Annotated in this window: 25 protein-coding genes; 5 read left to right on the top strand and 20 right to left on the bottom strand. The window is 30.1% G+C overall.

The features are described 5' to 3' along the window. Nucleotides 1-123: 123 nt before the first annotated feature. From AJ885_RS03650 to secA, 3 genes are read right to left on the bottom strand one after another with little or no spacing between them, the layout of a single operon-like run. The gene (locus AJ885_RS03650) at nucleotides 124-909 is read right to left on the bottom strand and encodes an amino acid ABC transporter permease (RefSeq protein ID WP_002861691.1); all 786 of its coding nucleotides are present in this window, start codon (nucleotides 907-909) and stop codon (nucleotides 124-126) included. A 22-nt stretch (nucleotides 910-931) separates the two neighbouring features. Then, nucleotides 932-2,137, bottom strand: coding sequence for an ABC transporter permease (locus tag AJ885_RS03645; RefSeq protein ID WP_002861692.1), 1,206 nt, complete (start codon nucleotides 2,135-2,137; stop codon nucleotides 932-934). Further along, on the bottom strand, nucleotides 2,134-4,722 hold the full coding sequence (gene secA, locus AJ885_RS03640; protein ID WP_070280754.1) for a preprotein translocase subunit SecA: 2,589 nt from the start codon (nucleotides 4,720-4,722) through the stop codon (nucleotides 2,134-2,136). The genes AJ885_RS03645 and secA overlap by 4 nt, the downstream gene beginning before the upstream one ends. A gap of 99 nt (nucleotides 4,723-4,821) precedes the next feature. Between secA and lolA the strand changes: the two genes are divergently transcribed. After that, entirely contained in the window at nucleotides 4,822-5,331 is a 510-nt protein-coding gene (gene lolA, locus AJ885_RS03635) for a LolA-like outer membrane lipoprotein chaperone (RefSeq protein ID WP_002871477.1), read from the top strand. On the opposite strand, the gene AJ885_RS03630 is transcribed toward lolA, so the two are convergent. Continuing rightward, on the bottom strand, nucleotides 5,328-6,062 hold the full coding sequence (locus tag AJ885_RS03630; RefSeq protein ID WP_070210205.1) for a hypothetical protein: 735 nt from the start codon (nucleotides 6,060-6,062) through the stop codon (nucleotides 5,328-5,330). The two genes, lolA and AJ885_RS03630, sit on opposite strands and share 4 nt — an antisense overlap. Nucleotides 6,063-6,071: 9 nt before the next feature. Next, on the bottom strand, nucleotides 6,072-7,415 hold the full coding sequence (pif1, locus tag AJ885_RS03625; protein ID WP_070210206.1) for an ATP-dependent DNA helicase Pif1: 1,344 nt from the start codon (nucleotides 7,413-7,415) through the stop codon (nucleotides 6,072-6,074). Nucleotides 7,416-7,463: 48 nt separating this feature from the next. Between pif1 and AJ885_RS03620 the strand changes: the two genes are divergently transcribed. Further along, nucleotides 7,464-8,810 carry an SH3 domain-containing C40 family peptidase gene (locus AJ885_RS03620; RefSeq protein ID WP_070210207.1) on the top strand — a complete coding sequence of 449 codons (1,347 nt, stop codon included), beginning with the start codon at nucleotides 7,464-7,466 and terminating at the stop codon, nucleotides 8,808-8,810. 11 nt (nucleotides 8,811-8,821) lie between these two features. Here AJ885_RS03620 and AJ885_RS03615 read toward each other — a convergent pair whose 3' ends face one another. The 14 genes from AJ885_RS03615 to rpmH form a co-directional block, all read right to left on the bottom strand. After that, complete coding sequence (locus tag AJ885_RS03615; protein ID WP_002871473.1) at nucleotides 8,822-9,694, bottom strand: N-carbamoylputrescine amidohydrolase; 873 nt, start codon at nucleotides 9,692-9,694, stop codon at nucleotides 8,822-8,824. Next, complete coding sequence (locus tag AJ885_RS03610; protein ID WP_002861699.1) at nucleotides 9,691-10,578, bottom strand: cation diffusion facilitator family transporter; 888 nt, start codon at nucleotides 10,576-10,578, stop codon at nucleotides 9,691-9,693. The genes AJ885_RS03615 and AJ885_RS03610 overlap by 4 nt, the downstream gene beginning before the upstream one ends. Further along, the gene (locus AJ885_RS03605; RefSeq protein ID WP_002871472.1) at nucleotides 10,575-11,552 is read right to left on the bottom strand and encodes an agamatine deiminase; all 978 of its coding nucleotides are present in this window, start codon (nucleotides 11,550-11,552) and stop codon (nucleotides 10,575-10,577) included. Before AJ885_RS03605 ends, AJ885_RS03610 begins: the two co-directional genes overlap by 4 nt. A gap of 98 nt (nucleotides 11,553-11,650) precedes the next feature. Then, on the bottom strand, nucleotides 11,651-12,085 hold the full coding sequence (locus tag AJ885_RS03600; RefSeq protein WP_002871471.1) for an META domain-containing protein: 435 nt from the start codon (nucleotides 12,083-12,085) through the stop codon (nucleotides 11,651-11,653). Between the two features lie 9 nt (nucleotides 12,086-12,094). After that, nucleotides 12,095-13,687: a methyl-accepting chemotaxis protein gene (locus AJ885_RS03595; protein ID WP_002861702.1), complete on the bottom strand. Its 1,593-nt coding sequence runs from the start codon at nucleotides 13,685-13,687 to the stop codon at nucleotides 12,095-12,097. A 98-nt stretch (nucleotides 13,688-13,785) separates the two neighbouring features. Then, nucleotides 13,786-15,318: a bifunctional phosphoribosylaminoimidazolecarboxamide formyltransferase/IMP cyclohydrolase gene (purH, locus tag AJ885_RS03590; protein ID WP_070210209.1), complete on the bottom strand. Its 1,533-nt coding sequence runs from the start codon at nucleotides 15,316-15,318 to the stop codon at nucleotides 13,786-13,788. Nucleotides 15,319-15,320: 2 nt separating this feature from the next. After that, nucleotides 15,321-16,091: a DnaJ domain-containing protein gene (locus tag AJ885_RS03585; protein WP_058000671.1), complete on the bottom strand. Its 771-nt coding sequence runs from the start codon at nucleotides 16,089-16,091 to the stop codon at nucleotides 15,321-15,323. Beyond that, the gene (gene purL, locus AJ885_RS03580; protein WP_070280752.1) at nucleotides 16,088-18,274 is read right to left on the bottom strand and encodes a phosphoribosylformylglycinamidine synthase subunit PurL; all 2,187 of its coding nucleotides are present in this window, start codon (nucleotides 18,272-18,274) and stop codon (nucleotides 16,088-16,090) included. The genes AJ885_RS03585 and purL overlap by 4 nt, the downstream gene beginning before the upstream one ends. Nucleotides 18,275-18,284: 10 nt before the next feature. Further along, entirely contained in the window at nucleotides 18,285-19,613 is a 1,329-nt protein-coding gene (gene mnmE, locus AJ885_RS03575) for a tRNA uridine-5-carboxymethylaminomethyl(34) synthesis GTPase MnmE (protein WP_044780272.1), read from the bottom strand. Continuing rightward, nucleotides 19,606-20,424: a Jag N-terminal domain-containing protein gene (locus AJ885_RS03570; RefSeq protein WP_070210211.1), complete on the bottom strand. Its 819-nt coding sequence runs from the start codon at nucleotides 20,422-20,424 to the stop codon at nucleotides 19,606-19,608. Before AJ885_RS03570 ends, mnmE begins: the two co-directional genes overlap by 8 nt. Before the next feature lie 3 nt (nucleotides 20,425-20,427). Continuing rightward, nucleotides 20,428-22,014, bottom strand: a complete 1,587-nt coding sequence (yidC, locus tag AJ885_RS03565; RefSeq protein ID WP_002861707.1) for a membrane protein insertase YidC — start codon at nucleotides 22,012-22,014, stop codon at nucleotides 20,428-20,430. After that, nucleotides 22,011-22,352 (bottom strand): membrane protein insertion efficiency factor YidD, encoded by a 342-nt coding sequence (gene yidD / locus AJ885_RS03560; RefSeq protein ID WP_002865962.1) that lies wholly within the window; start codon nucleotides 22,350-22,352, stop codon nucleotides 22,011-22,013. Before yidD ends, yidC begins: the two co-directional genes overlap by 4 nt. Further along, nucleotides 22,349-22,675, bottom strand: a complete 327-nt coding sequence (gene rnpA, locus AJ885_RS03555) for a ribonuclease P protein component (RefSeq protein ID WP_002853349.1) — start codon at nucleotides 22,673-22,675, stop codon at nucleotides 22,349-22,351. Before rnpA ends, yidD begins: the two co-directional genes overlap by 4 nt. After that, entirely contained in the window at nucleotides 22,672-22,806 is a 135-nt protein-coding gene (gene rpmH / locus AJ885_RS03550; RefSeq protein WP_002776864.1) for a 50S ribosomal protein L34, read from the bottom strand. The genes rnpA and rpmH overlap by 4 nt, the downstream gene beginning before the upstream one ends. Nucleotides 22,807-22,936: 130 nt before the next feature. On the opposite strand from rpmH, the gene AJ885_RS03545 reads away from it, so the two are divergent. From AJ885_RS03545 to AJ885_RS03535, 3 genes are read left to right on the top strand one after another with little or no spacing between them, the layout of a single operon-like run. Continuing rightward, complete coding sequence (locus tag AJ885_RS03545; protein WP_002867426.1) at nucleotides 22,937-23,416, top strand: GNAT family N-acetyltransferase; 480 nt, start codon at nucleotides 22,937-22,939, stop codon at nucleotides 23,414-23,416. Continuing rightward, on the top strand, nucleotides 23,413-24,021 hold the full coding sequence (locus AJ885_RS10425) for a uracil-DNA glycosylase family protein (protein ID WP_070210213.1): 609 nt from the start codon (nucleotides 23,413-23,415) through the stop codon (nucleotides 24,019-24,021). Before AJ885_RS03545 ends, AJ885_RS10425 begins: the two co-directional genes overlap by 4 nt. Next, nucleotides 24,018-25,208: a hypothetical protein gene (locus AJ885_RS03535; protein ID WP_070210214.1), complete on the top strand. Its 1,191-nt coding sequence runs from the start codon at nucleotides 24,018-24,020 to the stop codon at nucleotides 25,206-25,208. Before AJ885_RS10425 ends, AJ885_RS03535 begins: the two co-directional genes overlap by 4 nt. On the opposite strand, the gene AJ885_RS03530 is transcribed toward AJ885_RS03535, so the two are convergent. Further along, the gene (locus AJ885_RS03530; protein ID WP_002871461.1) at nucleotides 25,200-25,574 is read right to left on the bottom strand and encodes a YbgC/FadM family acyl-CoA thioesterase; all 375 of its coding nucleotides are present in this window, start codon (nucleotides 25,572-25,574) and stop codon (nucleotides 25,200-25,202) included. The genes AJ885_RS03535 and AJ885_RS03530 overlap by 9 nt on opposite strands. Nucleotides 25,575-25,761: the final 187 nt, after the last annotated feature.

The raw sequence follows: 25,761 nt of genomic DNA, 5'->3' as shown, positions 1-25,761 counted from the left end.
GGATTCGAACCAACGGCCCCCTCCTTAAAAGGGAGATGCTCTACCGGCTGAGCTAACGAGACATTTTCTGAAATAAAAATGTGATTATGCCAAAATTAGCTCTATTTGTCAAGCTTTTTTAAATCATTTTTGGCATTTTCTCTCCAAATAACGAGAAAATATATTTATAGGTAAAGTCAAAACAAGATATGTAATAGCCAAAATTACATAAGCTTCAAGAGTAGCAAAAGTATAAGAATTTATCTCTTGTGCACTTTGGGTTAATTCATTTACAGCAATAACGCTTAATAATGAACTATCTTTAATTAAATTTGCAAATTGTCCACTCAGAGGTGCTAAAATATTTTTTAAAGCTTGGGGAAAAATTACATACGCAAAAACCTGCATCTCTTTTAACCCTAAAGCCCTAGCGCTCTCAAGCTGAGATATAGAAATACTTAAAATTCCAGCTCTAAATATTTCAGCTAAGTAAGCAGCAGAAAAACATGATAAAATAATAACTCCAGCCACATATCGATTATCAAGTCCTAAATTATTTGCAACGATATAATATATCAATAATACCTGCACTAGTAAAGGGGTTCCTCTGATAAGCTCTATGTAAAATATAGATAAAAATCTTAAAAAAACAATTGAACTTAAAGAAAAAGCACAAAAAACTCCACCCAAAATTATACTCAGTAATAAAGAAAAAAAACTGATTATTAAAGTATTTAAAAAACCTTGAAGAAATTTTTCTTTATAGGTCGCAATTGCACTAAAATCAAAATGATAAGCACTTATACTAAAACTACAATAACAAAACAATATTAAAAATAAAATCAAAAGAATTAAATTAGTGATTATTTTTGACTTTGATAGAGGTTTTAAAGGTTTAAAATTCTTATTTTTTTGGATAAACAAAGACAATAAAAATCTCCAAAATTACAATTTATTCATTTCTTAAAGTATCTAAAATGTTAATTTGAGTTGCTTTTTTTGCAGGATAAAAAGACGATAAAGCTATGATTATTAAAGCACCTATAATGGTTAAAGAAAAATCCATTAAAGACAAATCAAGTGGTAATTTACTAGTTCCATAAACATCAGCAGGTAAAGTTACAATATCAAAATTTCCTAAAAGCCATAAAGCAAAAAATGCAAGCATCACACCCACTATCATACCGCCGCCGCCAATAAGCATGCCTAAGGCAAAAAAACTCTTTTTTACCTCATTTTTGCTTGCACCTAGGGCAAGTAAAAGTGCTATTTCACTGCGACGATTCATTACTATCATCAATAAAGAACTTACTATATTTAAACTTGCAACCAAAATAATAAGCATCAACACTATAAAAAGCGCTCTTTTCTCAAGCTCTAAGGCTGAAAAGAAATTTTTATTTTGTTCCCACCAACCTACTACAGCATAATCGTCTTTTAAATAAGATTTAATTTTTTCAACATCCTTAAAAGCATTATCACTATATACATGAACTCCATCATAATTTGGATTTTTAGGCATTCCAAGTACCTTTTTCAATGCATCAACATCTGTGTACATATAAGCTTTATCATAAAATGCAAGCCCTGAAGTAAAACGCGCTTTAACATCAAAACGTTTAGTTTGCGGTACTAAAGAAAATCCACTAGGATTAAGATTTGAAAAAATAAGTGAAAGTTTGTCATTTTTATGCAAACCAAATTCATCAATAAGTGCTGATCCTACAAGTATATCAAAACCACTTAAATTCTCATCCTTTAAAGCTTTAGCAACCACTTCGTTTATTTTTTTTTCATCATTAAAATTAACGCCAAAAAGCACACCACCTTCAAAACGATTATCTCCCTTTACAACAACTTGAGTGCTTATATAAGGGCTAAATAACAAATTTGGAAATGTTTTTCTTAACTCATCTATAAATTCATCATTTACAGGAGCGTAAAATTTAGGCAAAATAGTAATAGGATAATTCATCACAAAAAAGCGTTTTTCAAATTCTTTATCAAAACCATTCATAATTGCCATAGCTACAAGCAAAACGCAAAGTCCTACACAAACTCCCAAAAAGGCCAAAAGCATAGAAAGATTGATAAAGGGTTGTTCTTTATCAAATCTTAAATATTTAAAAAGTAAATATTTTAAAACGCTTTTATTCAAGCTAAAATTCCTTGCTTAGGACCACTTTTTCCATGGCATTCTTTAAATTTTTTTCCACTTCCGCAAGGACAAGGAGCATTGCGTGGAACTTTTTTAAACTCAGCTTCGCCAAGATTATCTTCGCTTGCGCCCATTTCTACTGAGCTTTGAAGTAGCTTTTCATTTTCTTCATTGGCTTTATTTTCTAAATTTTGTACCTCTTCTTGATTAAATTGCACACTAAAAAGTAGTTTAATACTATCAAATTTAATACGATTAACTAGCTCCAAGAAAAGATTATAACTTTCTTTCTTATATTCCACAAGAGGATCTTTTTGATTGTATCCGCGAAGTCCTATTCCTGTTTTTAAAATATCCATTTGATACAAATGCTCTCTCCAAGCATTATCCAAAACTTGCAAATATAAAATACGCTCTATATTACGCAATTCTTTAATCTCAAGTCTTGACATCTTTTCGTTATAAGAATTTTCAAGAATTTGACTTAGCTTATCTTGCATTTCAATGACGCTTAAATTTTCAAAATCTTTTTCACTAATCTGAGTTGAACACTCATATAAAATTTTTGCTTTCAAATTTTCAAAATTTACATTAAAACCGCTTTCATCAAGCATATAATCATTCATTACATTTGCGCTATATTCAGCGATATTTTGAGAAATTTTAGCTCTAATATCATAGTTTTCATCTAAAAGCTCATTACGATAACGATAAATAGTTTTTCTTTGTTCATTTGCTACATCATCGTATTCTAACAAATGCTTTCTGCTTTCAAAATGTAAGCTTTCTACTTTTTTTTGCGCATTTTCAACCGCTCTTGTAACGATTCTTGACTCTATGCTTTCGCCCTCTTCTATACCTAAGCGATCCATAATGCTTTTAATACGATCCCCGCCAAAAATTCTTAAAAGATTATCTTCTAAACTTAGATAAAAACGACTTATTCCAGGATCGCCCTGCCTTCCTGCACGACCACGAAGTTGATTATCAATACGGCGGCTTTCATGTCTTTCTGTACCTATGATATAAAGCCCACCCAAAGCCCTAATCTCATCATCGATTTTTATATCCACACCACGACCTGCCATATTTGTAGCGATAGTTACGGCACCTTTTTTACCTGCATCTTGGATAATCAAAGCTTCTTGCTCGTGATTTTTAGCATTTAAAACATGATGAGGGATTTTCTCTTTTACAAGCATATTGTGAAAAACTTCACTGCGCTCTATACTTGCGGTTCCTACGAGCACAGGCTGACCTTTAGCATTGGCTTTTTTAATCTCTTCAATTACGGCTTTAAATTTTTCATTTTGAGTTTTATAGATAAGATCATCTTTATCTTGTCTTTTAATAGGAATATTTGTCGGTATAGAAATAACATCTAAACTATAAATTTGAGAAAATTCAGTCGCTTCTGTTTGTGCAGTTCCTGTCATACCTGCAAGTTTATTGTACATTCTAAAATAATTTTGAAAAGTAATATCTGCTAGTGTTTGGCTTTCTTCTTGAATTTTTACATTTTCTTTGGCTTCTAAAGCTTGATGCAATCCTTCGCTAAAACGACGTCCTTCACTTAAACGCCCTGTAAATTCATCAACGATGATAACTTCATTATTTCTTAAAACATAATGCACATCTTTTTCAAAAAGATTATGTGCCTTTAAAGCTTGATCAAGCTGATGTGCTAAGATAGCATTATCAAGACTGTATAAATTTTCTACACCAAAAAGTTTTTCAGCCTTAGCAATACCTGCTTCGGTAATCAAAACACTACGATTTTTCTCATCTACCACAAAATCACCCTCAGGTTTTGCAGGAGGTAAAACTGCTTCGCCTTTTTGCATTTGCTTAGCTACTTCATTGGCTTTAATATAACCATCTAAAGTGCGATTTGTAGGGCCGCTGATGATAAGCGGAGTTCTTGCCTCATCAATTAAAATACTATCTACTTCATCTACAATAACAAAATTATGCTCTCTTTGAACTTTTTCAACTTTTGAAAATTTCATATTATCACGCAAATAATCAAAACCAAACTCATTATTGGTTCCATAAGTAATATCGCAATCATAAGCTTGCTTGTGCTCTATGTCACTATTTTGAGAAGAAAGAATCACGCCTACGCTAAAACCTAAAAAATTATAAATCGCACTCATTTGCTCAGCATCTCTTTTGGCTAGATAATCATTCACTGTAACGACATGTACGCCTTTGCCACTCATGGCATTTAAAACTACAGGCAAGGTCGCTACAAGGGTTTTACCTTCTCCTGTTTTCATTTCTGCGATTTTTCCATCGTGTAAAACCATACCACCGATTAACTGCACATCAAAATGACGCATATTTAAAGTTCTCTTACCTGTCTCTCTGACTATAGCAAAAACATCATTTAAGATATCATTTTCGTTTTTTTCTCCGCTTAAAATTTGCTCTTTAAATTTTGCAAATTCGGCTTTTAATTCATCATCGCTTAAATTTTGATATTTGCCTTCTAAAGCATTGATTTGTGCTACACGCTTGAAGTATTTTTTAACTTCACGATCATTTTTTGTTCCAAAAACGGCTTTTAAGGTATTTAAAAACATTTTTAAACCTTTATAAATTTTTCAAACTATCATTATAACGATTATTTAATTAAAATTAGCTAGAATGATATAAAAAATATAATTTTTTAAGGAAAATAAATGAAAAAAACATTCTTGATATTTTTTATTTTTATAGGACAACTTTTTGCCCTTGATCTTAATTTTAATACCTTTTCAAGCGATTTTATCCAAATAGTAAAATCCAAAAACTCTACACTTTCTTATTCTGGACATTTTATACTGAGTAAAGATCAAGCATATTGGAGTTATGATACTCCTAGTAAAAAAGAGATTTATATTAACAAAAATCAAGTAACCATAATAGAGCACGATCTAGAGCAAGTCATTTTCTCTCATCTTGATAACATTCCAAATCTTAATGAAATTTTCAAAAAAGCAAGTCTTATAGATAAAGATAAACTTGTAGCAAAATATGATAATATAAATTATACAATTAAACTCAATCAAGAGCAAATTCAAAGCATATCCTATAAAGATGAATTTGAAAATGATGTTATAATCAATCTAAACAATCAAATTAAAAATCCAAAAATTAATTCCGATGTTTTTAAGGCAAAAATTCCGCAAAATTATGATATAGTTCGCTAATTTTGCGTTGTATTTTCATCAAGCTTTATATCATAACCTGTTTGTGGTAAATGATAAGGCTTGCTTGCGTTATTTTCTTTGAATATTTGTGGAGGATTGGCGATTAAATCTCTTTTAATTTTTTCTTCTATATCTGGAGTCATTTTAGGTGTATTTAAATTATCTATATTGATTTCTCCATTGTCATTTTTATTTTCTTCATCTGAATCTTTGAAAAGCTGTTCAACTTGCTTGGCTTCTAAATTTGGAACACTAGGAGTTGGGATCTTTTCAACACCAGGAACTTGAGTTTTAGGAACTTCTAAGTTTTCAAGTGCTTTTTTTACCTCGCTGCCCATACCTTTCTCTTTAGCCTCAGTACTTTCTAAAAAGCGTTTAAACTCCTCTAAATCAAATTTTTCCACTCCGCTTAAAGATATGATATATATATCATCTAATTTAATCTTATACTTCTTATCTAAAAATTTTTCTAAAGTTTTTTTAAAATTATTTTTTCCAATTTCTGTAAAAATATCTTCGTAAAAAAACCCTGAAATTACTGTATTTACAGCATCAATCAACTTATTTTCATTTTCTTTTAAATTATTCCCATCAAATTCCAAAGAAATTTCAACTTTTTTAAGAACATTTGCCCCACTTTTAGAATACAAATCTGTTCTTATTTTATCTATTTCAAGATTTTGAGCATTTAAACTCAAAACCAAAAAAACACTTAAAAATATTTTTTTCATTTAATGCCTTTAAATGATTTGTTCTTGTATTTCAAGATCTAAAAAATTATGTTTTTTATAAAATTCGATCACATTAGAATCTATTTTTAAAATATTAGCAAAATAAAATCCAAAATTTATCTTTTTTGTAGAATAAATTTTTAAAGTATTTGGATTTGTGGCACGAGAAAGAGCGACATAAAGCTGTCCATTTTCAAAAATATGATCAATATCACACACTAATTTTTCAATACTCATGCCTTGTGATTTGTGTATAGTAATAGCATAAGCTAACTTAATAGGAAACTGTGTAACACTTGCAAGAATATTAACAACAAAATCTTTACCTGATTGTTCAAGTTCTTCCATGAAAAAAGTATAAGGTTCAAGTAAAATTTTCATCCCATTATTTTTAATAATACTAATATAAATTTTCTCCTCTTCATAAAGAATATCTTCTATAATGCCTTGCTCACCATTATAATAATTCTTATCCCAATTATTTACACAAAAAATAATACGAGCACCTATTTTAATATTTAATTCTTCCAATATATTTAAGCTTCTAATCCAAGAATCAAGTTCTTCATCTTTTATTCTCTTATCTTCTTTTTTAACCTGAGCCTTAAAGCATACAAGTGGGGTCTCAAGTTTGCTTAATTTTTCTTGATTAATATTGTTTACTTTTTTATTGATACCACAAAGTAAAGTATAATCATCTTCTAAATTTTCTAATTCTTTATAATCAATTCGCAAAGATTCAAAAAAGCTTAAAATTTTTTCATCTAAAAAACCTTGTCTAATCAAAGATAAATAGTTATAAAATTCCATATTTTGTGTTCTTTTAGGTTGAGAAAGTTTAATGTTCTTAAAATTTAAATCTTGCCAAAAAAATGAAGAAAAAGCATAATAAGAATGGTTAAATAAAGTTTCCTTTTTTTCTTTAATTACGGGAGGCAGTTGAAAAAAATCTCCTACAACTAAAATTTTTCCATTAAATTGAGAATTTTTAAGTCTAAAGCCTATCATTTCAAAAACACTTGCGCTAACCATGGAAATTTCATCGATAATAATAAGCTCAATCGTTTTTAAAAGCTCTTTAAGTTTTATTAATTTTTCTTTTTGTTTTTGATTGCGATCCAATGTGCTTAATTTCATCATATCATCACAATACCCTAAACAAAAAAAGCTGTGTAAAGTAACACCGCCTATATTAAACGCCGATAGAGCACTAGAACCAAGAGCTATGGCTAATTTTTTTTGTTTTCTATAAGATTTGATAAGCTCATTTGTCAAAAAGCTTTTACCAACTCCAGCACCACCACTTAAAAAAACATTATCATAAGCTAAAATTTTTTCTAGTTTATCAAGCATTATATTTCCTTGGCTTTAATTATAACTATTTTTTCTAAAAGGTTGATTATGAAATCTTGTTTATATTTTACTTTTATAGTGCTATTTTTAACAGCTTGTTCAACAAAAAATTTAACTTCACTTCATCATGAAAATTTAGAACAAAAAAATGAAAATCAACATTATGCAAAACTTGAATACGAACAAAATGTAAGCATTTTGCCACAATTTGCTTACGATATTAATTTTGATGCAAAACGATATAAAAAATATTTCTTTAACCCTTGGCATGATTCGTTTAAAAATTACAAAGGACAAAATATTTTTTGGTCCTTTCCTTTATATTTAAATTCAAAAAATACTTATTATTTTTTCAATAAACAAATTATTCCACTTTCATGGTTTAAAAACGCTATAAATAACGCAAATATCCAAGAATTCGGTAAACTTAATCAAAAAGCTTTAATTATCCAAAATACAATCATTAAAAATCTTCCAACCCAAAGAGCTATCTTAAAAAATCCTTTTTTTGAAAATGAAGGAATTCCTTTTGACTATGCAAGCGATGGCATTTTAAATGCTGGAGCCCCTGTCTTAATTTCACATTTTAGTAAAGATAAGCGTTATGCTTTTGTTTTAGGTGAAGCTGGATTTGGATTTGTTGAAAGTAAAAATTTGGAATTTTTCTCAAACGATAGAGCGAAAATCTATGAAAATCTTAACTTTATCACACCACTAAAAGAAAAATTTCCTATCTATAGCGAGGATGGTAAATTTTTCTTTGAAAGTAGAATTGGCGCTATTTATCCTTGCTACAAAGAAGATAAAAACTATTTTTATGGAAAAATAGGCTCTAAAAAATATAAAATTTCTAAAAAAGATGTATCTAAATTTCCTTTACAATTCAATGATAAAAATTTAAAAAATCAACTTTCACAAGTTTTAAATTTGCCTTATGGCTGGGGCGGTTATAATTTTGAAAGAGATTGTTCTTTACTAACTCGTGATATCTTTTCAGCTTTTGGACTTTATCTACCAAGAAATTCAGCTGCACAAAAAAATTCTTTTAATCATTTTGATATAAGCACTCTTAGTAATTCTCAAAAAAAAGATTTTTTAAACCGCTTTGGGAAAGCTTATCTTAGTTTACTTTATTTACCTGGACATATTATGCTTTATGCAGGACAAATTACAGATAATAATATTGCCATACATAATATATGGGGCTTAAGAAAAGATGCAACCCAAAGACTTCTCATAAGTTCTAGCGTCATCACTTCTTTAGAAATAGGAAAAAATGAAATTTTAGAAGATAATTTGCTTTTATCAAGACTTAAAGAAATAAGTTTTATAAATTTAAACGAACAAGAAAAAGAGCAAATAAAAAGCTATCTTGAAAATATACAAAACAAATAAGATTTATTGATTTAATCAATAAATCTTTTAGTTAAATCTGCAAAATATTCTATGCGTCTATCTCGCAAAAAAGGCCACCAACGACGCACATTTTCACTTCTTTTTTTATCTATTTCTATGATTTTTACACATTCGTTTTGAGAATCTAAAAGACAAAGTTCTTCACCTTGAGGGCCAAAAACAAAAGAATTTCCCCAAAATCTAATGCCCTCTTCTACCCCACTTACATCTTTTTCAAAACCTACTCTATTGATAGCTACTACATATAAACCATTAGCTATAGCATGTCCTTTTTGAACACCAAGCCAAGCATTGAGCTGCCTTTGTTTTTCTTCATCTTCATCCTTATCAAACCAACCAATTGCCGTGGGATAAATAAGAATCTCAGCTCCTTTTAAAGCCATAATTCTTGCTGCTTCAGGATACCACTGATCCCAACAAATAAGCACTCCAAGCTTACCTAAACTTGTATTTATAGGTTCAAAACCCAAATCTCCAGGAGTAAAATAAAATTTTTCATAAAAACAAGGATCATCAGGTATGTGCATTTTGCGATATTTACCTGCTATAGAACCATCTTTTTCAAAAACCACTGCAGTATTATGATAAAGTCCGGCACTTCGTTTTTCAAATAATGAAGTAATAAGCACTATTTGATTTTTTCTAGCTATATTTGCCCAAAATTTCACATCTTTTTCATAATCATTAGCATAGTCAAAAAAATCCACATTTTCACTTTGACAAAAATACTCACTTTGATGAAGCTCTCCTAAACAAATAAGCTCAGCTCCTTGTTTAGAGGCTTCTTCTATAAATTCGCAAGTTTTTTTTATAGTTTGTTCTTTGTTTGAGTGAAATTTTTGTTGTATTAAAGCGATTTTCATTGTCTTTGCCTTTCTTGTTCTGCATCATCATAAGGATCTAAATGAATTTGTATATCCCATTTTTCATTTTCAAACATCTTACGCACACCTTCTTCTATTTCATCTGAAATTTTATGCGCATTTAAAAGCGAAATTATAGGGCAAAAAACCAAATGCACGCTTAAATAATTACAACTTGGAGTTTTACGCGTCTTTAATTCATGATAGGAAATTATTTCAGGATTATTAGAAATCAAAATACAAATTTTATCCACTTGTTCCTTAGGTAAAGCCTCATCCATTAAAAAAGCCAAAGCTTTTTTAATGATTTTAAAAGCAGAAAATGCCGTATAAAGACTGATCACTATCCCAAAAATAGCATCAATAATATGTAAATTTGTAAAATAAATCAAAACCAAAGCCCCTAAAGTACAAGCATTGGTTAAGCAATCTGTTTTGTAATGCAAAGCATCACTTTCTATAATCAAACTTTTGGTTTTTTTAGCTACATAATTTAAAAAAAGTACAAGAAAAAAAGTCATAATTAAAGCAAAAATCATCACATAGATGCTTGAATTTAAATCTTTAATTTCTTCTTTATAATAAATCTTTAAAATACTCTCATAAAAAATAAAAATCCCCACGCCAACTATAAAAACACCTTCTAACAAACCCATTAAAGCTTCAATTTTAGAAAAACCAAAATTATAATTTTCATTCGCCTTTTGTGAGCTTTTTTTAAGAGCTAAAAAATTAAAAGCAGAAATAGCAAAATCCATTAAAGAATCAATCGCACTTGAAAGCACCGCAACAGAACCACTTGTTAAGCCTACTATAAATTTAACCAAGGCTAAAACAATAGCACATAAACTTGCTACAAGAGTTGCTTTTTTTTGCAAACTCATCTTAAACCTTTGAAACGATTTTGACAAGAACAATGCAAAGAACCGTTTTGTCGTAAAAACACTCTTGCATCTACTCCTATAATTTTATGACTAGGTAAAGCTTTAGAAAGTCTTTTAGTTATGATTTCATCATTTTTATCCTTATAAAAAGGCACAATTAAAGCATTATTTATAAAAACAAAATTCGCATAAGTCGCCCCCAATCTTCTTCCTTTATAGTATAAAGGCTTAGGTATAGGAAGTTCTACTAAATCAAAGCCTGTTTTTTTAAGCTCTTCTTTCATTTTTTGCAAAGGCAAATAATGCTCATCCTCTTCATCTTCACAAACACAATGTGCTATGGTATTTTTATCTATAAATCTTGCTAAGGTATCGATATGATGATCTGTATCATCACCTTTTATGAAACCATTTTCTAGCCAAATAATTTGTTTTAAACCAAAAATTTCTTTTAATTTTATATCAATTTGGGTTTTGTTTAGATGAGAATTTCTATTTTCATTTAAAAGACAATGAGAGCTTGTAAGCATCACACCCTCTCCATTAAAGTCAATACTTCCTCCTTCTAAAACAAAATCCACCTTTTTAAGCCCCTCTTTAAATTTTTCTTTAAAAAGCTTAGAATTTACAGCATTATCAAGCTCACTTTGAAATTTATTTCCCCAAGCATTAAAAGTAAAATCAAGAGCCTTTAAACGATTATTTTCTACTATATCTATAGCTCCAAAATCACGTATCCAAGTATCATTTGTATCACATTTAAAAAACTCAACATTTTTTATATCTTTAAAATTTTCAAAATCACTCTGTTTAGGAGCTATAAGTAAAACTTTTTGAAATTCACTTACCACTTTTACAAATTCTTTATAACTTTGCAAAATTTCCTCTAAATATGGACTCCAATCGCTTTTTTCATGAGGTAAAGAAAGCATGAGGTATTCTTGCTCACTCCATTCAGGAATTGATTTTATCATTTAACTACCTTTTTTGATAATAAAATTATAATTGTATCATTTTTTGGAATTTTGTCAAATTTAAGAAGATTGCCTCGATATTTCGAGGCTTTAGTGTATTATTTAAAAAAGATTTTCATTTCATCATTACTTAAAACAAGTTTTCCATTTTCATTTGAAATTTTAAAAGTTCCTTTGAAATTTGAAAGGAAAGAATTTTCAAAATCCATTACATCCATTGGGTGACAAAGCATTTGAGTTGAAGCTACGCGATCACCTTCGATTTGCAAAGTATCTGCCTTAGTTTGGTAAGAACCAAAAAAACGATTACATCCTGAATAACCATAAAATTTATTATTTTCAAAACTAATATTTGGACTTTCCTCTGCGTTTTTTGGATCAAAAGTTTTACCATTAACTATAATTTTTTCTATTTTGAAAAGCTGGTTCTGCACAAGTTCATTATTACCTTTAGAAGTAGATGAAGTAACAGAAGTACTAGCACAACCCGCAAAAAAAGTTGCAGCTAAAGCAATTTGAAGCGTTTTTTTCATTTTATTCCTTTAAATTTGAAATTGGTTAAGTTCGCTTTCGAGATTATGACACACTATTTTTAACTCATCTGCAACTTGAAGCAGAATTTTAGAAATTTCTTCATTCTTTTCACTTACTTCGACATTTTTTTGCATACGAGAAAGTAAATTTTGTATATTCTCTTGGGAAATTTTTATTTTTTCAGTACATTGAGTTACCAAAGCCCTAGCATCTTCGTTGCATAATTTAACCTCATTAGCATCATCAACCAATAAAGTGGTGTCATCATTTAAAGCTTGTATACTTTGAGCATTTTTCTTTAATTCTGCGCTAACCTCATTAATACTTTGCAAAAGCTCTTTTGTAATTTGAGCTACATTTCCCAAAAATTCTTCACTGTTCTGAGCCAACTGCCTAACATCCTCAGCAATTACAGAAAAACCTCGTCCAAATGCACCAGCCCTAGCTGCTTCTATGCCAGCATTTAGGGATAGTAAATTGGTTTTATCTGCAATCTCATCCATCATTTGAGTTGCTTTTTGTATATTACCTGCTTGATTAACCATGTTTTCAACTTTTTTAGCCAATTCATTTTCATTTTGAGATACTGTTGATACTTTATTAGCAACATTAAACAAAGATTTAAGCATTTGCTCTAATAATAAAAAGGATTTTTCATTGGCACTATTTGCCTTATTTGACAAACTAGCAAGTTCTCCAAGTTCATTGCCAACATTTGCACCAAGTTTAAAACTTTGATCTATTTGCTTATGACTTTGTGAACTGATATCACTTAAAGAAATAGCATTTGAATTTAAAAGATTGCTTTGTTTTTCTACATTTTTTGAATTATGACTTGCACCGCTAACTGCCTTGTGAGTTTTTTCGATAAATTGATTGATATATCCACAAGCTAAAGCAATTTCATCTTGACCTTTAACTGAAATACGAGCTTTTAAATTGCCACTTCCTTGAGCTAATTCTTTAGCATGATTTAAAAGCTCTAAAACAGGCTTTCCAACAACAACTTTAAGCATTAAAAGAACCACACAAAGGGTAAAAATCAAAGCAATAGTAAATATTATAATATAAGATTGACTGGTTTTACTTATATCTTTTTGAACACCTTCTAAAGAATGCGATATATCCATAACCCCTATCACACTCCCTACATTAGCATTTGCATGACAAGCAACACAACTTTCATCTGCAATCAAAGGGCGTATCAATCTTAAATGCACAACACCATTTACATTTTCTTCTAAAGCTTGAATTTTAGGATTTGAAAATTGTTCTATAATGCGCTTATCATTTGAAATTTGAGGGGCTTTCATCTCAAAAAGATCTATAGTATCTTTTGAAGGATAAATTTTAATATCACTAATACCCTCTATACTTTTTGCATCTTCAATGGCTTCTTTAATTTTTTCAGGATCTCCTAAATTCATAGCCATTCTCATTGTTTGAAAAACAGAAGTACTTACGGTATCTAAATTTGCCCTGCTCATTTTATTGGCAGTATTTTTAAAGTCCAAATTTAAAATCACTTGCATTACAATAAAACTTATAAGCAACACCACAAAAATTGCAGCAGAAACCTTAAATCCTATAGTTTTAAACATCATAGTTTCCTAAAAATAAAATTTTTCGGAAATATTTTACACATAATTTATTTAATTTTTATTGAATTATGTGTAAAAAACATAACATTCCATTAAACTTAATGTAAAAAATGTCTTACGCCTGTGAAATAAAGCGCCATACCATACTCATCAGCCGCCTTTACCACTTCATCATCTCTTATGCTTCCGCCTGGTTCTACTATAGCTTTAACCCCTACTTTACTTGCTTCATCTATGCTATCTCTAAAAGGAAAAAAGGCTTCACTTGCTAAAACGCAACCTTGCAAATCAAGTCCCATTTCTTTAGCTTTAGCGATTGCTGCCTTTGCTGCATCGATTCTACTTGTCATACCCATACCTATAGCCACCATAGCGCCATTTTTTACATAAACAACATTGTTTGATTTGGTAAATGCTGCTATTTTCATAGCGATTTCAAGATCTTTTAATTCTTCCTTACTTGCCTCTCTTTGACTCATAAGCTTTGCATTTTTAAGCTCATCTTCGCCTACTTCATCGCTGTTTTGATATACAAAACCCCCATCAATATGTTTAAAATCATATTTATCAAAACTGCGGATTAAAAACGGACTTTCTTGAGTGAAAATTTTAATGCGTTTTTTACCTTCAAACACGGTTAAAGCTTTTTCGTCTACATTGGCTGCAATGATTACTTCTACATAAATTTCATTGATTTTATTTGCTAAAGCCTCATCAAGAGTTCCATTGATTGCAACCACTCCTCCATAAGCACTGACGCTATCGCATTTTAAAGCATGTATATAGCTTTGTACTAAATTTTCTTTTATAGCAAAACCGCAAGGATTTCCATGTTTTACTATAGCAATAGCTGGAGCTTTATCGAAACTACTAGCTAAATTTAAAGCTGCGTTAATATCGGTTAGATTGTTAAAACTTGCTTCGCCTTTAAGGGCTTTGAAATTTGCGCTAAAAAAGGCATCAAACTCGTATAAAGCCCCTTTTTGATGTGGATTTTCTCCATATTTTGTATCAAATACTTTTTGTCCTACTATAAATTTACTCGCTCCAAAACCTCCATTAAAGCGTTCATTCATATAATTTGCAATATAAGCATCGTAATTTGCTGTATGCTCATAAGCTTTTATCATCAAATTTAAACGAAAATTCTCATCATTTTGACCTTTTTTTAAAGTCTCAATCACTTTTTCATAATCAAGTGGATCGCAAAGCACCATCACATCTTTATAGTTCTTTGCTGCACTTCTTATCATCGCAGGTCCGCCTATGTCGATATTTTCTATAATTTCATCAAAATCATCGCTCATAATGGTAGTTTTTTTAAAAGGATATAAATTTACACAAACTAGATCAATGCCTAAAATTTCATTTTCTTTTGCTTGTTTGATATGATTTTCATCGCTTCTTTTATGCAAAATCCCACCGTGAATCTTAGGGTGCAAAGTCTTCACACGCCCTTCAAAAAGCTCAGGACTCTTTGTAAAATCACTCACTTCTATAACTTTTATTCCATTTTCTTTTAAAAGCTTAAAAGTCCCCCCAGTTGAAAGAATCTCAAAACCTAAATTTTCAAGCTCTTTGCCAAATTCTACTATGCCTTCTTTATCACTCACACTAAGTAATGCTCTCATTTTTACCTTTCTAAATGTTTTTTAACTTTTTCATAAGCTTCGTTGATTTTTTGAAATTTCTCTACGCCGATTTTAAGCTCTTCTTCGCTGACATTGTTTGCGTTTAAAATATCAGGATGGTATTTTTTTGCTAAATTGCGGTATTGTTTTTTTACCGCATTTAAATCTGCATTATTTGGAAGTTCTAAAATAGTAAAAGCTTCATCAAGACTTAATTCTTTTTTAGAACTTTTTAAATTTGAAAGACTTGCAATAAAAGCATCTAATTCGCTTTTTGCTATATCAAAGGCTTTAGCGATTTGCTCTAAAATTTCACGCTTTTTAGCATTAAAATCTGCATCGATTAAAGCCATAAAAACAAGCACACGCAAGACATTAAAACGCTCATTTTTAGGTAAAGGCACTTCTTTTAAAAAATCTTTTGCCACATAAAAAGCATCGCTTAAATTTTCTTTATGTTCGTTAAAACTTGCTTTTAAAAAAGCTCTTTCTTTTTCATCTTTGGCATTTGCATCTAAAAGATCTTTGATCATTTCAGCTTCATTTTCACTTACCCTGCCATCGCTTTTTGCAATTTTTGCCAAAAGTGCGATAACATAGTAATTCATACGCCTTTTAAACTCATCCATTCTTTCTTCCATAACTCCACGGGCAAAACCCTTAGCAAAGCCTTTGGCTCCTCTTGTAGCTGAGTTTAAAAAATCCTGCTTTCCCCAAGTTTTATAATACCAATAAAACACTAAAATAACGAGTATAATTAAAACTAGAGTCATTGGATTTGCTCTTTAAAACTTTCAAAATAAAACTTATCAAGTTCAGCTTTACTTAGCTCAATACTATCAAGTTTAAAATATTTTTGGCTTGTACTCACACCTAATTTATAAGCTTTTACTCCAAATTCTTTAGCTAAATTTAAAAAAGCTTCTTCATTTTCTTTACTAAGCCCTACTATAGCACGACTTGCACTCTCATCAAAAATCATTTTTTTATCATCAAAACCACTTGTTAAATTTGCACCCACACTAGAAATAGCAAACATTTTTGCCAAAGTCATGGCAATACCCCCTATTCCTACGCTATTAGCACACTCAAGTAAAGAATTTTGATTGGCTTTATAAAGCAAATTCCAAAGTGCAAGTTCAGCTTTATAATCAAGCTCTTTAAGGCTTCCTGATACTTTTTTATCTTGGATTTTCATTACCATAGATCCACCAAATTCTCCTAAACTTTCACCCAAAAGATAAACGCTTAAATTTTCTTTTTCAAAACTAGCTTTTAAGGTTTTATTTGCATCCTCTAAAACCCCTACGCTTACTATAGTAGGACTTGGATAAATACTTACGCCTTCGGTTTCATTATAAAGTGAAACATTGCCGCTTACTACTGGGGTATTTAACTCTTTACAAGCTTCCTTAATACCTTCGCAACCTTGTGCGAATTGCCACATCACTTCAGGATTTTGCGGATTTCCATAATTTAAACAATCGCTTATTGCCAAAGGCTTAGCTCCTGTGCAAGCAACCTTTCTTCCTGCAGAAGCTACTGCTAAAGCTGCTCCTATTTTAGGATTTACATAATTTAAGCGTGAGTTACATTCTATAGCCATAGCCACACTTGCGCCATTTTCTTTAATACGAATAACACTAGCACCTAATTTTCCATCGGCTTTTATGGTATTGGTTTGCACGCTTGAATCAAATCGATCATAAATAAAAGCTTTGTTATTTATATTTTCATTTTGAAGCATTTGTATAAAAAGCTCTTGAATACTTGATTTTAGCTCAAATTTATAGTCTTTAATTTCACTTAAATATTTTGGCTCACTTGTAGGGCGACTTAAAATCGGCGCTTTTTCACTTAAAGGCTCGATAGGAATAAGCCCTACAAGCTCATCATGCCAAAAAAGTTCCATTTTTCCTGTATTGGTAACCTCACCCATAACCACAGCATCTAAATCCCATTTTTTGAAAATTTCTATAACCTTATCTTCATAGCCTTTTTTCGCACAAATAAGCATTCTTTCTTGAGATTCGCTAAGCATTAACTCATAAGGAGTCATACCGCTTTCACGCATAGGAGTTTTATCTAAGTAAAGTTTCATGCCACTGCCACTTCTTCCTGCCATTTCAAAAGAACTTGAAGTAAGCCCTGCAGCACCCATATCTTGAATACCCACAATATAATCGGTTTTAAAAAGCTCTAAACAAGCCTCCATAAGAAGTTTTTCACTGAAAGGATCGCCAATTTGCACTGTAGGACGCAAAGATTTGCTTTCTTCGTTAAAGCTATCACTTGCCATAACCGCTCCACCAAGTCCATCACGCCCTGTTTTTGAACCCACATAAATCACAGGATTTCCTACACCTTCAGCCTTAGCATAAAAGATATCTTCACTTTTACAAACCCCTAAAGCAAAGGCATTTACTAAGATATTTCCATTAAAACACTCATCAAAAGCACATTCTCCACCTATAGTTGGCACACCCATGCAATTTCCATAATGAGAAATTCCATTTACCACACCTTTAACAAGGTATTTTTGATGTTTCCCGCATTTTTCATCATGAATATTGCCAAATTTTAAAGAATTTAGCCCTGCAACCACTCTTGCACCCATAGTAAAAACATCACGCAAAATTCCCCCTACTCCTGTAGCCGCACCTGCAAAAGGTTCGATAAAGCTAGGGTGATTGTGACTTTCTACCTTAAAAACTGCTGCCATACCTTGCCCGATATCAATAACCCCTGCGTTTTCTCCTGGACCTTGAATCACCCAAGGTGCTTTAGTTGGAAAACCATTAAGATATTTTTTACTGGATTTATAAGAGCAATGCTCACTCCACATCGCAGAAATAACCCCAAGTTCTAATAAATTTGGTTCTCGTCCTAAAATTTCTAAAATTTGTGCATATTCTTCATCGCTGACTTTATGTGCTTTTATGGTTTCTTTATCCATTTTTATCCTTTCATTTTCCTAAACAAAAATTACCAAACATTTCGTCTAAAATTTCATCTCTTTGAAAATCTTTAGTAAATCTTGCAAGTTCATTAATAGCTAAATTAAGTTCAAAAGCAAAAAGTTCTAAAGAACTTTCCTCTAAAAGTCCTTTAGCTCTAAAAATCGCTTCACTTGAAATTTTACAAGCATTAATAAGATCTAAAGAACTTACCATAATACCTTCGCTATCAAAAGAATTAAGATAATTTTGCAATTCTTCTTTTAACAAAGTGATATCTTTTTGAGCACTAAGCTTGATAAAATTTTTATTTTGAGTATTTTTGAAAACATTTTCTAAATCACTTTTATTTAAAATCCAAAAGATTTTTTTATCAGTATTTGCTAATAAGTCAAAAATTTTCTCATCTTCTTTATCTTGCACTCTTGAAGCATCAAAGACTGCCAAAATAATATCTGCATCTTCTAAACTTTTTTTACTTAAAGCTACGCCGATTTGTTCTATAACATCTTTACTTTCCCTAATACCCGCTGTATCTATAATGCGTAATAAATGTGTTCCTAATTTAAAGCTCTCTTCTATAGTATCACGAGTGGTGCCTGCTATATCTGAAACAATAGCTCTTTCATAAGAAAGCAAGGCATTTAAAAGCGAGGATTTGCCTACATTTGGCTTACCTACAATAGCGATTTTAAAACCTTCTATAAGTCCTTTTCTGCTTTGAGAAAGTGTATAAATTTCTTTTAAAATTTTAGAATTTTCTTCACACATAGTAGAAATTTGTTCTAATAAATCAGAAGGTAAATCATCATCAGCATAATCAATGCTAGTTTCTACAAAAGCCAAGGTTTTAACCAAATCTGTGCGAATTTTTTCTAAAAGTTCTCCTAAGTTTCCTTGCATGTTGCGTGCTATAATTTTAGCTGCAAGTGCAGATTTTGAAAGTATGAGATCTTGTATATTTAAAGCTTTTAAAGGAGTCATTTTGCCATTTAAACACGCTCTTTTGCTAAATTCCCCTGCTAAAGCAAGTCTTGCCCCTAAACTCACAAGTTCTTCGAGTAAAACTTCACTCACACTAAATCCTCCATGAGTTTGAAACTCTACTATATCTTCTCCTGTAAAACTATAAGGGGCTTTAAAATATATCATTATAGCTTCATCGATAATTTCATTATTTTGATTAAAAAGTTTTGTAAAAGTAGCATGACGGGGGGTGAGTTTGGTTTTGTGGCTAAGCTTTAAGGCAAATTCTAAAGCCCTTTCACCGCTTAATCTTACAATAGAAATCGAACCCACGCCATGAGCTGTGGCAATAGCCGCTATAGTATCACTCATCTTTTTTGAAAAAGTCGTTTATTACAACAAATCTTTGATCATTATTTTGCTTAATTCCTACATACTTATCTGGAAATTCAGCTCTTAACTGCTCTAAAGCGATTTTTATCAAAACCCCATCTAAAGGTTTGGTTTGTCCGCGTCCATGAATTTTAATTTTTTCAATCACGCTTTGTAAATAAAGCTGCATACCTTGAATTTGATTTTCTAAAAATTGAGCGATCTCAAGGCGCACTAAAAGATTATATTTTAAATTGATCCAATTATGCAAAAGATAAGAAATAGCCTTGTAACGATGTGCTTCTTTGCCTATCATCAAAGCAGCATCTTCCCCATCCAATCGAATCAAAACACAATCTTCATCATACATTCTAAGTTCACTAAGCTCTATTTTAAACTGGGAGCTTTCTAAAAGTTTTACAAGCTGAATACGAATCTCATCTAAAATATCCTGAGTATTACGCACTCCTTTGCTTTCTCGATGAAAACTATCAAAAATTTCATCACTTTTTACTATGTATTTTTCTTTTTGACTTTTATTTTTTTCATTTTTTATTTCAATCTTGTTTTCTTGTTTTGGCTCATGTGTTTCTGGTTTGTGATTTTTTGAACTTGTAAATTCTTTTTTAGGATTTTTTTTCAAAATCCTTTTTTTTGCTTTAGCCTCTATAATTGCCTTTTTTCTTCCAAATCCAAAAAAACCTTTTCTTGGATGCTGAATAATCTCATATTCTAAGTCCATCACAGAACATTCTAAACTTCTTGAAGCTTCTGTTAAGGCACTTTGAAGATCAATGGCTTCGATTTTCATTTTTCATGCTCCACTTGTTTTTTTGTGATGTTCTTTAGCAAATATTTTATTGATAACCCATTGTTGAACCAAAGAACAAAGATTATTTGCAAACCAATAAAGCGTAAGTCCTGCTGGGAAAGTGATAAAGAAAAAAGTAAAAATCACTGGTAAAAATTTCATAATCTTAGCTTGCATAGGATCTTGTATAGTCATAGGTGTGATAAGTTGTTGTAAAAACATCGTTGCACCCATTAAAATAGGCAAAATAAAATAAGGATCCATTACCGATAAATCATGTATCCAAAACGCCCAAGGAGCTGCTTTTAGCTCAATAGCATTAAGCAAAACGCGATAAATAGCAAAGAAAATAGGAATTTGTAAAAGTATAGGCAAACAACCACTCATAGGATTTGCACCATGTTTTTTATAAAGCTCCATCATGTGCATATTCATTTTTTGTGGATCGCCTTTATAACGCTCTCTAATATCTTTCATTTTAGGAGCAAGATCTTTAAGTTTATTCATAGAAATCATAGATTTATAAGTTAGTGGGAATAAAATAATACGCACAATTAAAGTCATCACAACGATAGCCCAACCCCAATTTCCTATATACTGATGTAAGAAATTCAAAAACTCAAACATAGGCTTAGCAATAAAAGTAAACCAACCATATTCAACAACTGCTTCAAGGCGTGGATCTATACTTCTTAAAATCACATGTTCTTTAGAACCTATATAACCCCCTGCTTTAAATTCATTATCACTATAAGCAAAAACTATAGGGTTTTTATTAGCATCCTTGCTGATTGCCACATTTAAAGGTTTATCAAAATTATAAAAGAAAGTTGCATAGTATCTATCAAAAGCCGAAGTCATTACGACATTATTAGCACTTTCATCCTTCTCTACATCTCCATCTTTATAAGTTTCGATGGTTTCTTTATTATCCATTACCAAAGCACCATGAACTGTATAACTATCTACGGCAATATTTGGACGATATCCTGGACTTATAAAATAATTTGCATTTTTGCTGAGTTTAACTTCTATCTCATAATTTCCTTTTGGATAAAAAGTAATATCTTTTTCGATTTTCAATCCGGAAAGATTTTGAGTGAGTTTTAAAACTTGACTTCCATTTTCATCAACAAAAAGATTGCTAGAGTTAGCAATATAAGGAAATTTAAAAGCCTCTGAGTTAATACTTGGATCACTAAAACGCATTTCTAAAGGATAAGGACTATTTTCCTTGCTAACAAGATTTATAAATTCCCCTTTCTCATTTTGGTATTTTTTATCTTTTAAATAAAAAGCAGAAATTCTACCAAAAGAGTCAATTTGTGCTTCAAAATGTTTGCTTTGAACCTTAGATATCACACTATCTTGCGAAACTAAAGCCGCACTTGGAGTATTTGTGGTGGTATTTTGTATATTAGGAGTGTTATTTATGCTTGTGTTTTGTTGATTTTGTTGTGTAATGTTTTGTTCTATTTTTAAAGGTTGCTTTGGAATGAAAAAATAATCATAAACAACAAAAAATAAAAAAGAAATCACAACAGCCAAAAGTATACGCTTTTGCTGAAAAATATTATTTGAATTATTCACTGATTTGTCCTTTTAAAGATGATTTTTATAAGATAAAAACTTTTATTTTTATAAGGTATGTATAAAAAACAAAGTTGTTTTTTTGCTAAAAATATAGGCTTAAAACATAAATTCATAGGATAAAAATTTTTAGAAACTCTAGGATAATCAAATCCCCCTTTAAAAAAAGGGTTACATCTTAAAATTCTAAAAAAAGTAGAAAAAAAAGCTAGAAAAAAATTCTTTTTTTGAAACTGCCAAAGTGCATACTCAGAACAACTAGGATAATACCTACAAGCAGCGGGTTTTAAAGGGCTTAAGAATTTCTGATAAAAACGGAGTATTTTTAGGCATATCATTTGAAACATTCTAGTTTTTTCAATCCCCATTTTAGATTTTTTTCTAACCTAGAAAAAGAAAGTTCAGTGATTTCATTTTTAGCTACAAAAATATATTTGCCATCTTGAAGATATCTTTCAAACTTAGCAAACAAAGCCCTTAAAATTCGTTTTGAACGATTTCTAACCACTGCTTTTCCAACTTTTTTACTAGCAACAACTGCTATTTTTTTTTCATAACTATTCAGATAAAAAATGATCACACCTTCGCAATGCCATTTTTTACCTACTTTATATACAGATGAAAATTCCTCGTTTGTGCTAAATTTATCAAAATTTTTCACACAGCAAGTCTTTTTCTACCTTTAGCGCGTCTTGCATTGATCACCTTGCGACCATTTTTAGTTTTCATACGAACACGGAAACCATGAGTGCGTTTTCTTGGAGTGCCATGCGGCTGATAAGTTCTTTTCATTTGATTTTTCCTTAAAAAATTATAAAATAAACTTGTATTTTATCTTAATCTTACTTATAAATTGCTTTTAATTAAGAGTAATTTTTAAATTCTTTTGATAAATTTTGAAATTATTTTTAAAAGGTTAAAAATGTCAGAATTTAAAATTATTGATTTAAGACAAGAAGATTTAGATATTTTACAAGAAATGATCATAGAATTTGCAAAATACGAAGATATGTTAGATTTTCTTCAATGCACGAAAGAAAAACTGGAACATTCTTTACTAAAAAATAAATTTGCTCGTGCTTTTTTGTTAAAAGAAAATGAAAAAACTATAGGCTACATGATTTATTTTTATACTTTTTCATCTTTTTGGGGTAGCGGTGGAATTTATCTTGAAGATATTTATATACGAGAAAATTTTCGTAAAAAAGGTTATGGAAAAGCTGTTTTTAAATTTTTAGGAGAAATTTGCAAAAAAGAAAATTTAAAAAGACTCGACTGGGTTTGCTTAAATGATAATATTTTAGGTATTAATTTTTATGAAAGTTTAAACGCTAAACATCTTAAACAATGGAGAAATTATCGTCTAAGTGGAGAAAATTTAGAAAAATTGTGTGATTTATGATAAGAAGTCTTTATTATTTAAAAGCTATGGGATTTAACTTTGTTGATACACATATAAACCGCTTTGAACAAGCACAAAATTTTCAAGAATTAAAACAACTTGTTTCATCTTGCGCCTTATGTCAATTTTCCAAAACAAGAAAATTTAGTCTTATGGAACCTAAAATAAAAAATGTCAAATTGCTAATTCTTGATGTTTTTGGGCAAAAGAGTGAAAATGAAAGTGGAATTTTACTTAATTCAAAAAAAGGTGAAAAATTAAAACACTATATTTATCAAATTTTAGGGCTTTGCGATGAAGATTTTTATTTTTCTTATTTATTTAAATGTTTTTGTAATGGAAAATTTGATGATTTTTCGCTACAATCTTGCTTACCATTTTTCTGGAACGAACTAAAACTGATTCAACCTGCTTTTTTACTTTGTCTAGGAGAATACACATTTAAAAGCTTGGGATTTAAAGATTATCACATTTTAAAAGGTGAAGTTTTTGCTTATAAAAATTTTTTCATAATGCCAAGTTATGATTTAGATTTTATAGAAAAAAATCCAAGTTATGAAAAAAATTTCATACAAGATTTAAAAAAAATTAAAGGATTTTTATGAAAAAAATATTTTTAATATTTTTCTTATCTTGCTTTTTGCTTAGTGCAAAAGAGCAAAAATTAGTCGATGTAAAACCTGTTGAAAATTTTTATCCTAAATTAAGCGTTCAAGAATGCAACACAAATTGTCTTTTTGATCTTTTAGAATCAAGATTGTATCTTAGTTTTTTAAGTGAATTTGCAGATCAAAACGATCAATTTTTATCTAATGTTTATGCAAAATTATTAAATTCCATTACTGATTTTGAAAAAAATGTTCAAAAAATTACTTCTGTTAAACTTGCGATAATTATCCCAGAAAAAACCATAAAAAGCTACTCAAATACTATAATAAATTCAAGCATAGCCTATCTTTTAAGACAAAGAGCTGAAATCAAAGTAAAAGTTTTTTTAACTGGCACAGAAGATAGTGATAAAATTCGAGCCGCGCTTGATGCAGCACAAGCTCAAGGATATCAGTATGCCATAGCTGGATTTACTCTAAAAGGTGCCAATGAGTTGAAAAATTACTCAGGAAATATGAAAATTTTTATACCGACCATCCATAAAAACAACATACAATTTTCAAATCAAAATATTATTTTTGGAAGTATTGACTATGATGCTCAAATTACCACACTTTTAAGCAAATCAAATGCTAATATCGCAATATTTAGCGATGGCTCTGCCTTATCAAGCAATCTAAATTCAAGAATTCTTGCTCAAAATAATAATGCTAGAATATATACCATAGAAGGCGAGAAGCTTGATTTTAGCAGACTTTTAAGATCACAAGGCGGAGTTAATAATGCCTCAATATTTTTTAACACTCCATTGATCAAAACAGCTCTAGCAAGTTCTCAACTAAGAATTTATAACATTCATCCTTATGTGCTTTTATCCACTCAAATCAACTATAATCCAACATTTTTAAGTTTAACGCAACAAGGAGATAGAGAAAATTTCATCATTGCTAATTCTATCAATAACCACGATGATAACTTAGTCTATCTTAATGAAATTTTTAATCAAAGTATAGATTATAACTGGATTGCTTATGCCACTAGTATAGGAGTTGATTACTTTTATACCGAATTCTTAAATAAAAAAAGTGAAAGTTTATTTGATGAGAAAATCAAAAATTCTCAAGTTGATTACAAAGTGCGTCTTATGCAAGGCAAACAAGCAAGCTTTGAAGAATTAAAATAATTCTTCAAAGAGCTTTTTTAACTGCATATCCATTCTAGCTGGTTTTTCGTTTTTAATAAAAGCTAAAGTTAATTCCATTTTAAAAAGCAAAATTTCATCTTTATAAATTTCTTGTGAAATTTCCACAGAAGCATTTTTGACTTCTAAAATTTTTGTTTTAATCTCTATTATATCTCCAAGTTTTGCAGGTTTTAAGAAATTGCAATTTGCTTTTGCAAGCAAAAAATGTCCCTTAGACGCATCAAAAATATCTACTTTTTTATTGAAAAAAATTTCACTTCTTGCTCTCTCACAAAATTTTAAATAATTACTATGATACACCACTCCACCCGCATCAGTATCTTCATAATACACACGCATTTTCATCGCTTTACCTTAAAAAATATTTTACATTTAAAAAACATTAGATTATACAACGGAAATTCTTTGATATCGCTTTTTAGCTTATATTAAAAATTCCGTCCAATATTAATTTAATAAAGCTTTTTAATAATATTAAATATATATTATAAAAAATAAAATTAAAAAATAACTTTTTTATTATTAATATTAT

The organism is Campylobacter sp. BCW_6464 (assembly GCF_001762775.1).
Classification (GTDB): Bacteria; Campylobacterota; Campylobacteria; order Campylobacterales; family Campylobacteraceae; genus Campylobacter_D; species Campylobacter_D jejuni.
The sequence above is the reverse complement of the archived record's forward strand: the minus strand, read 5'-3'. Positions and strand labels throughout refer to the sequence as shown.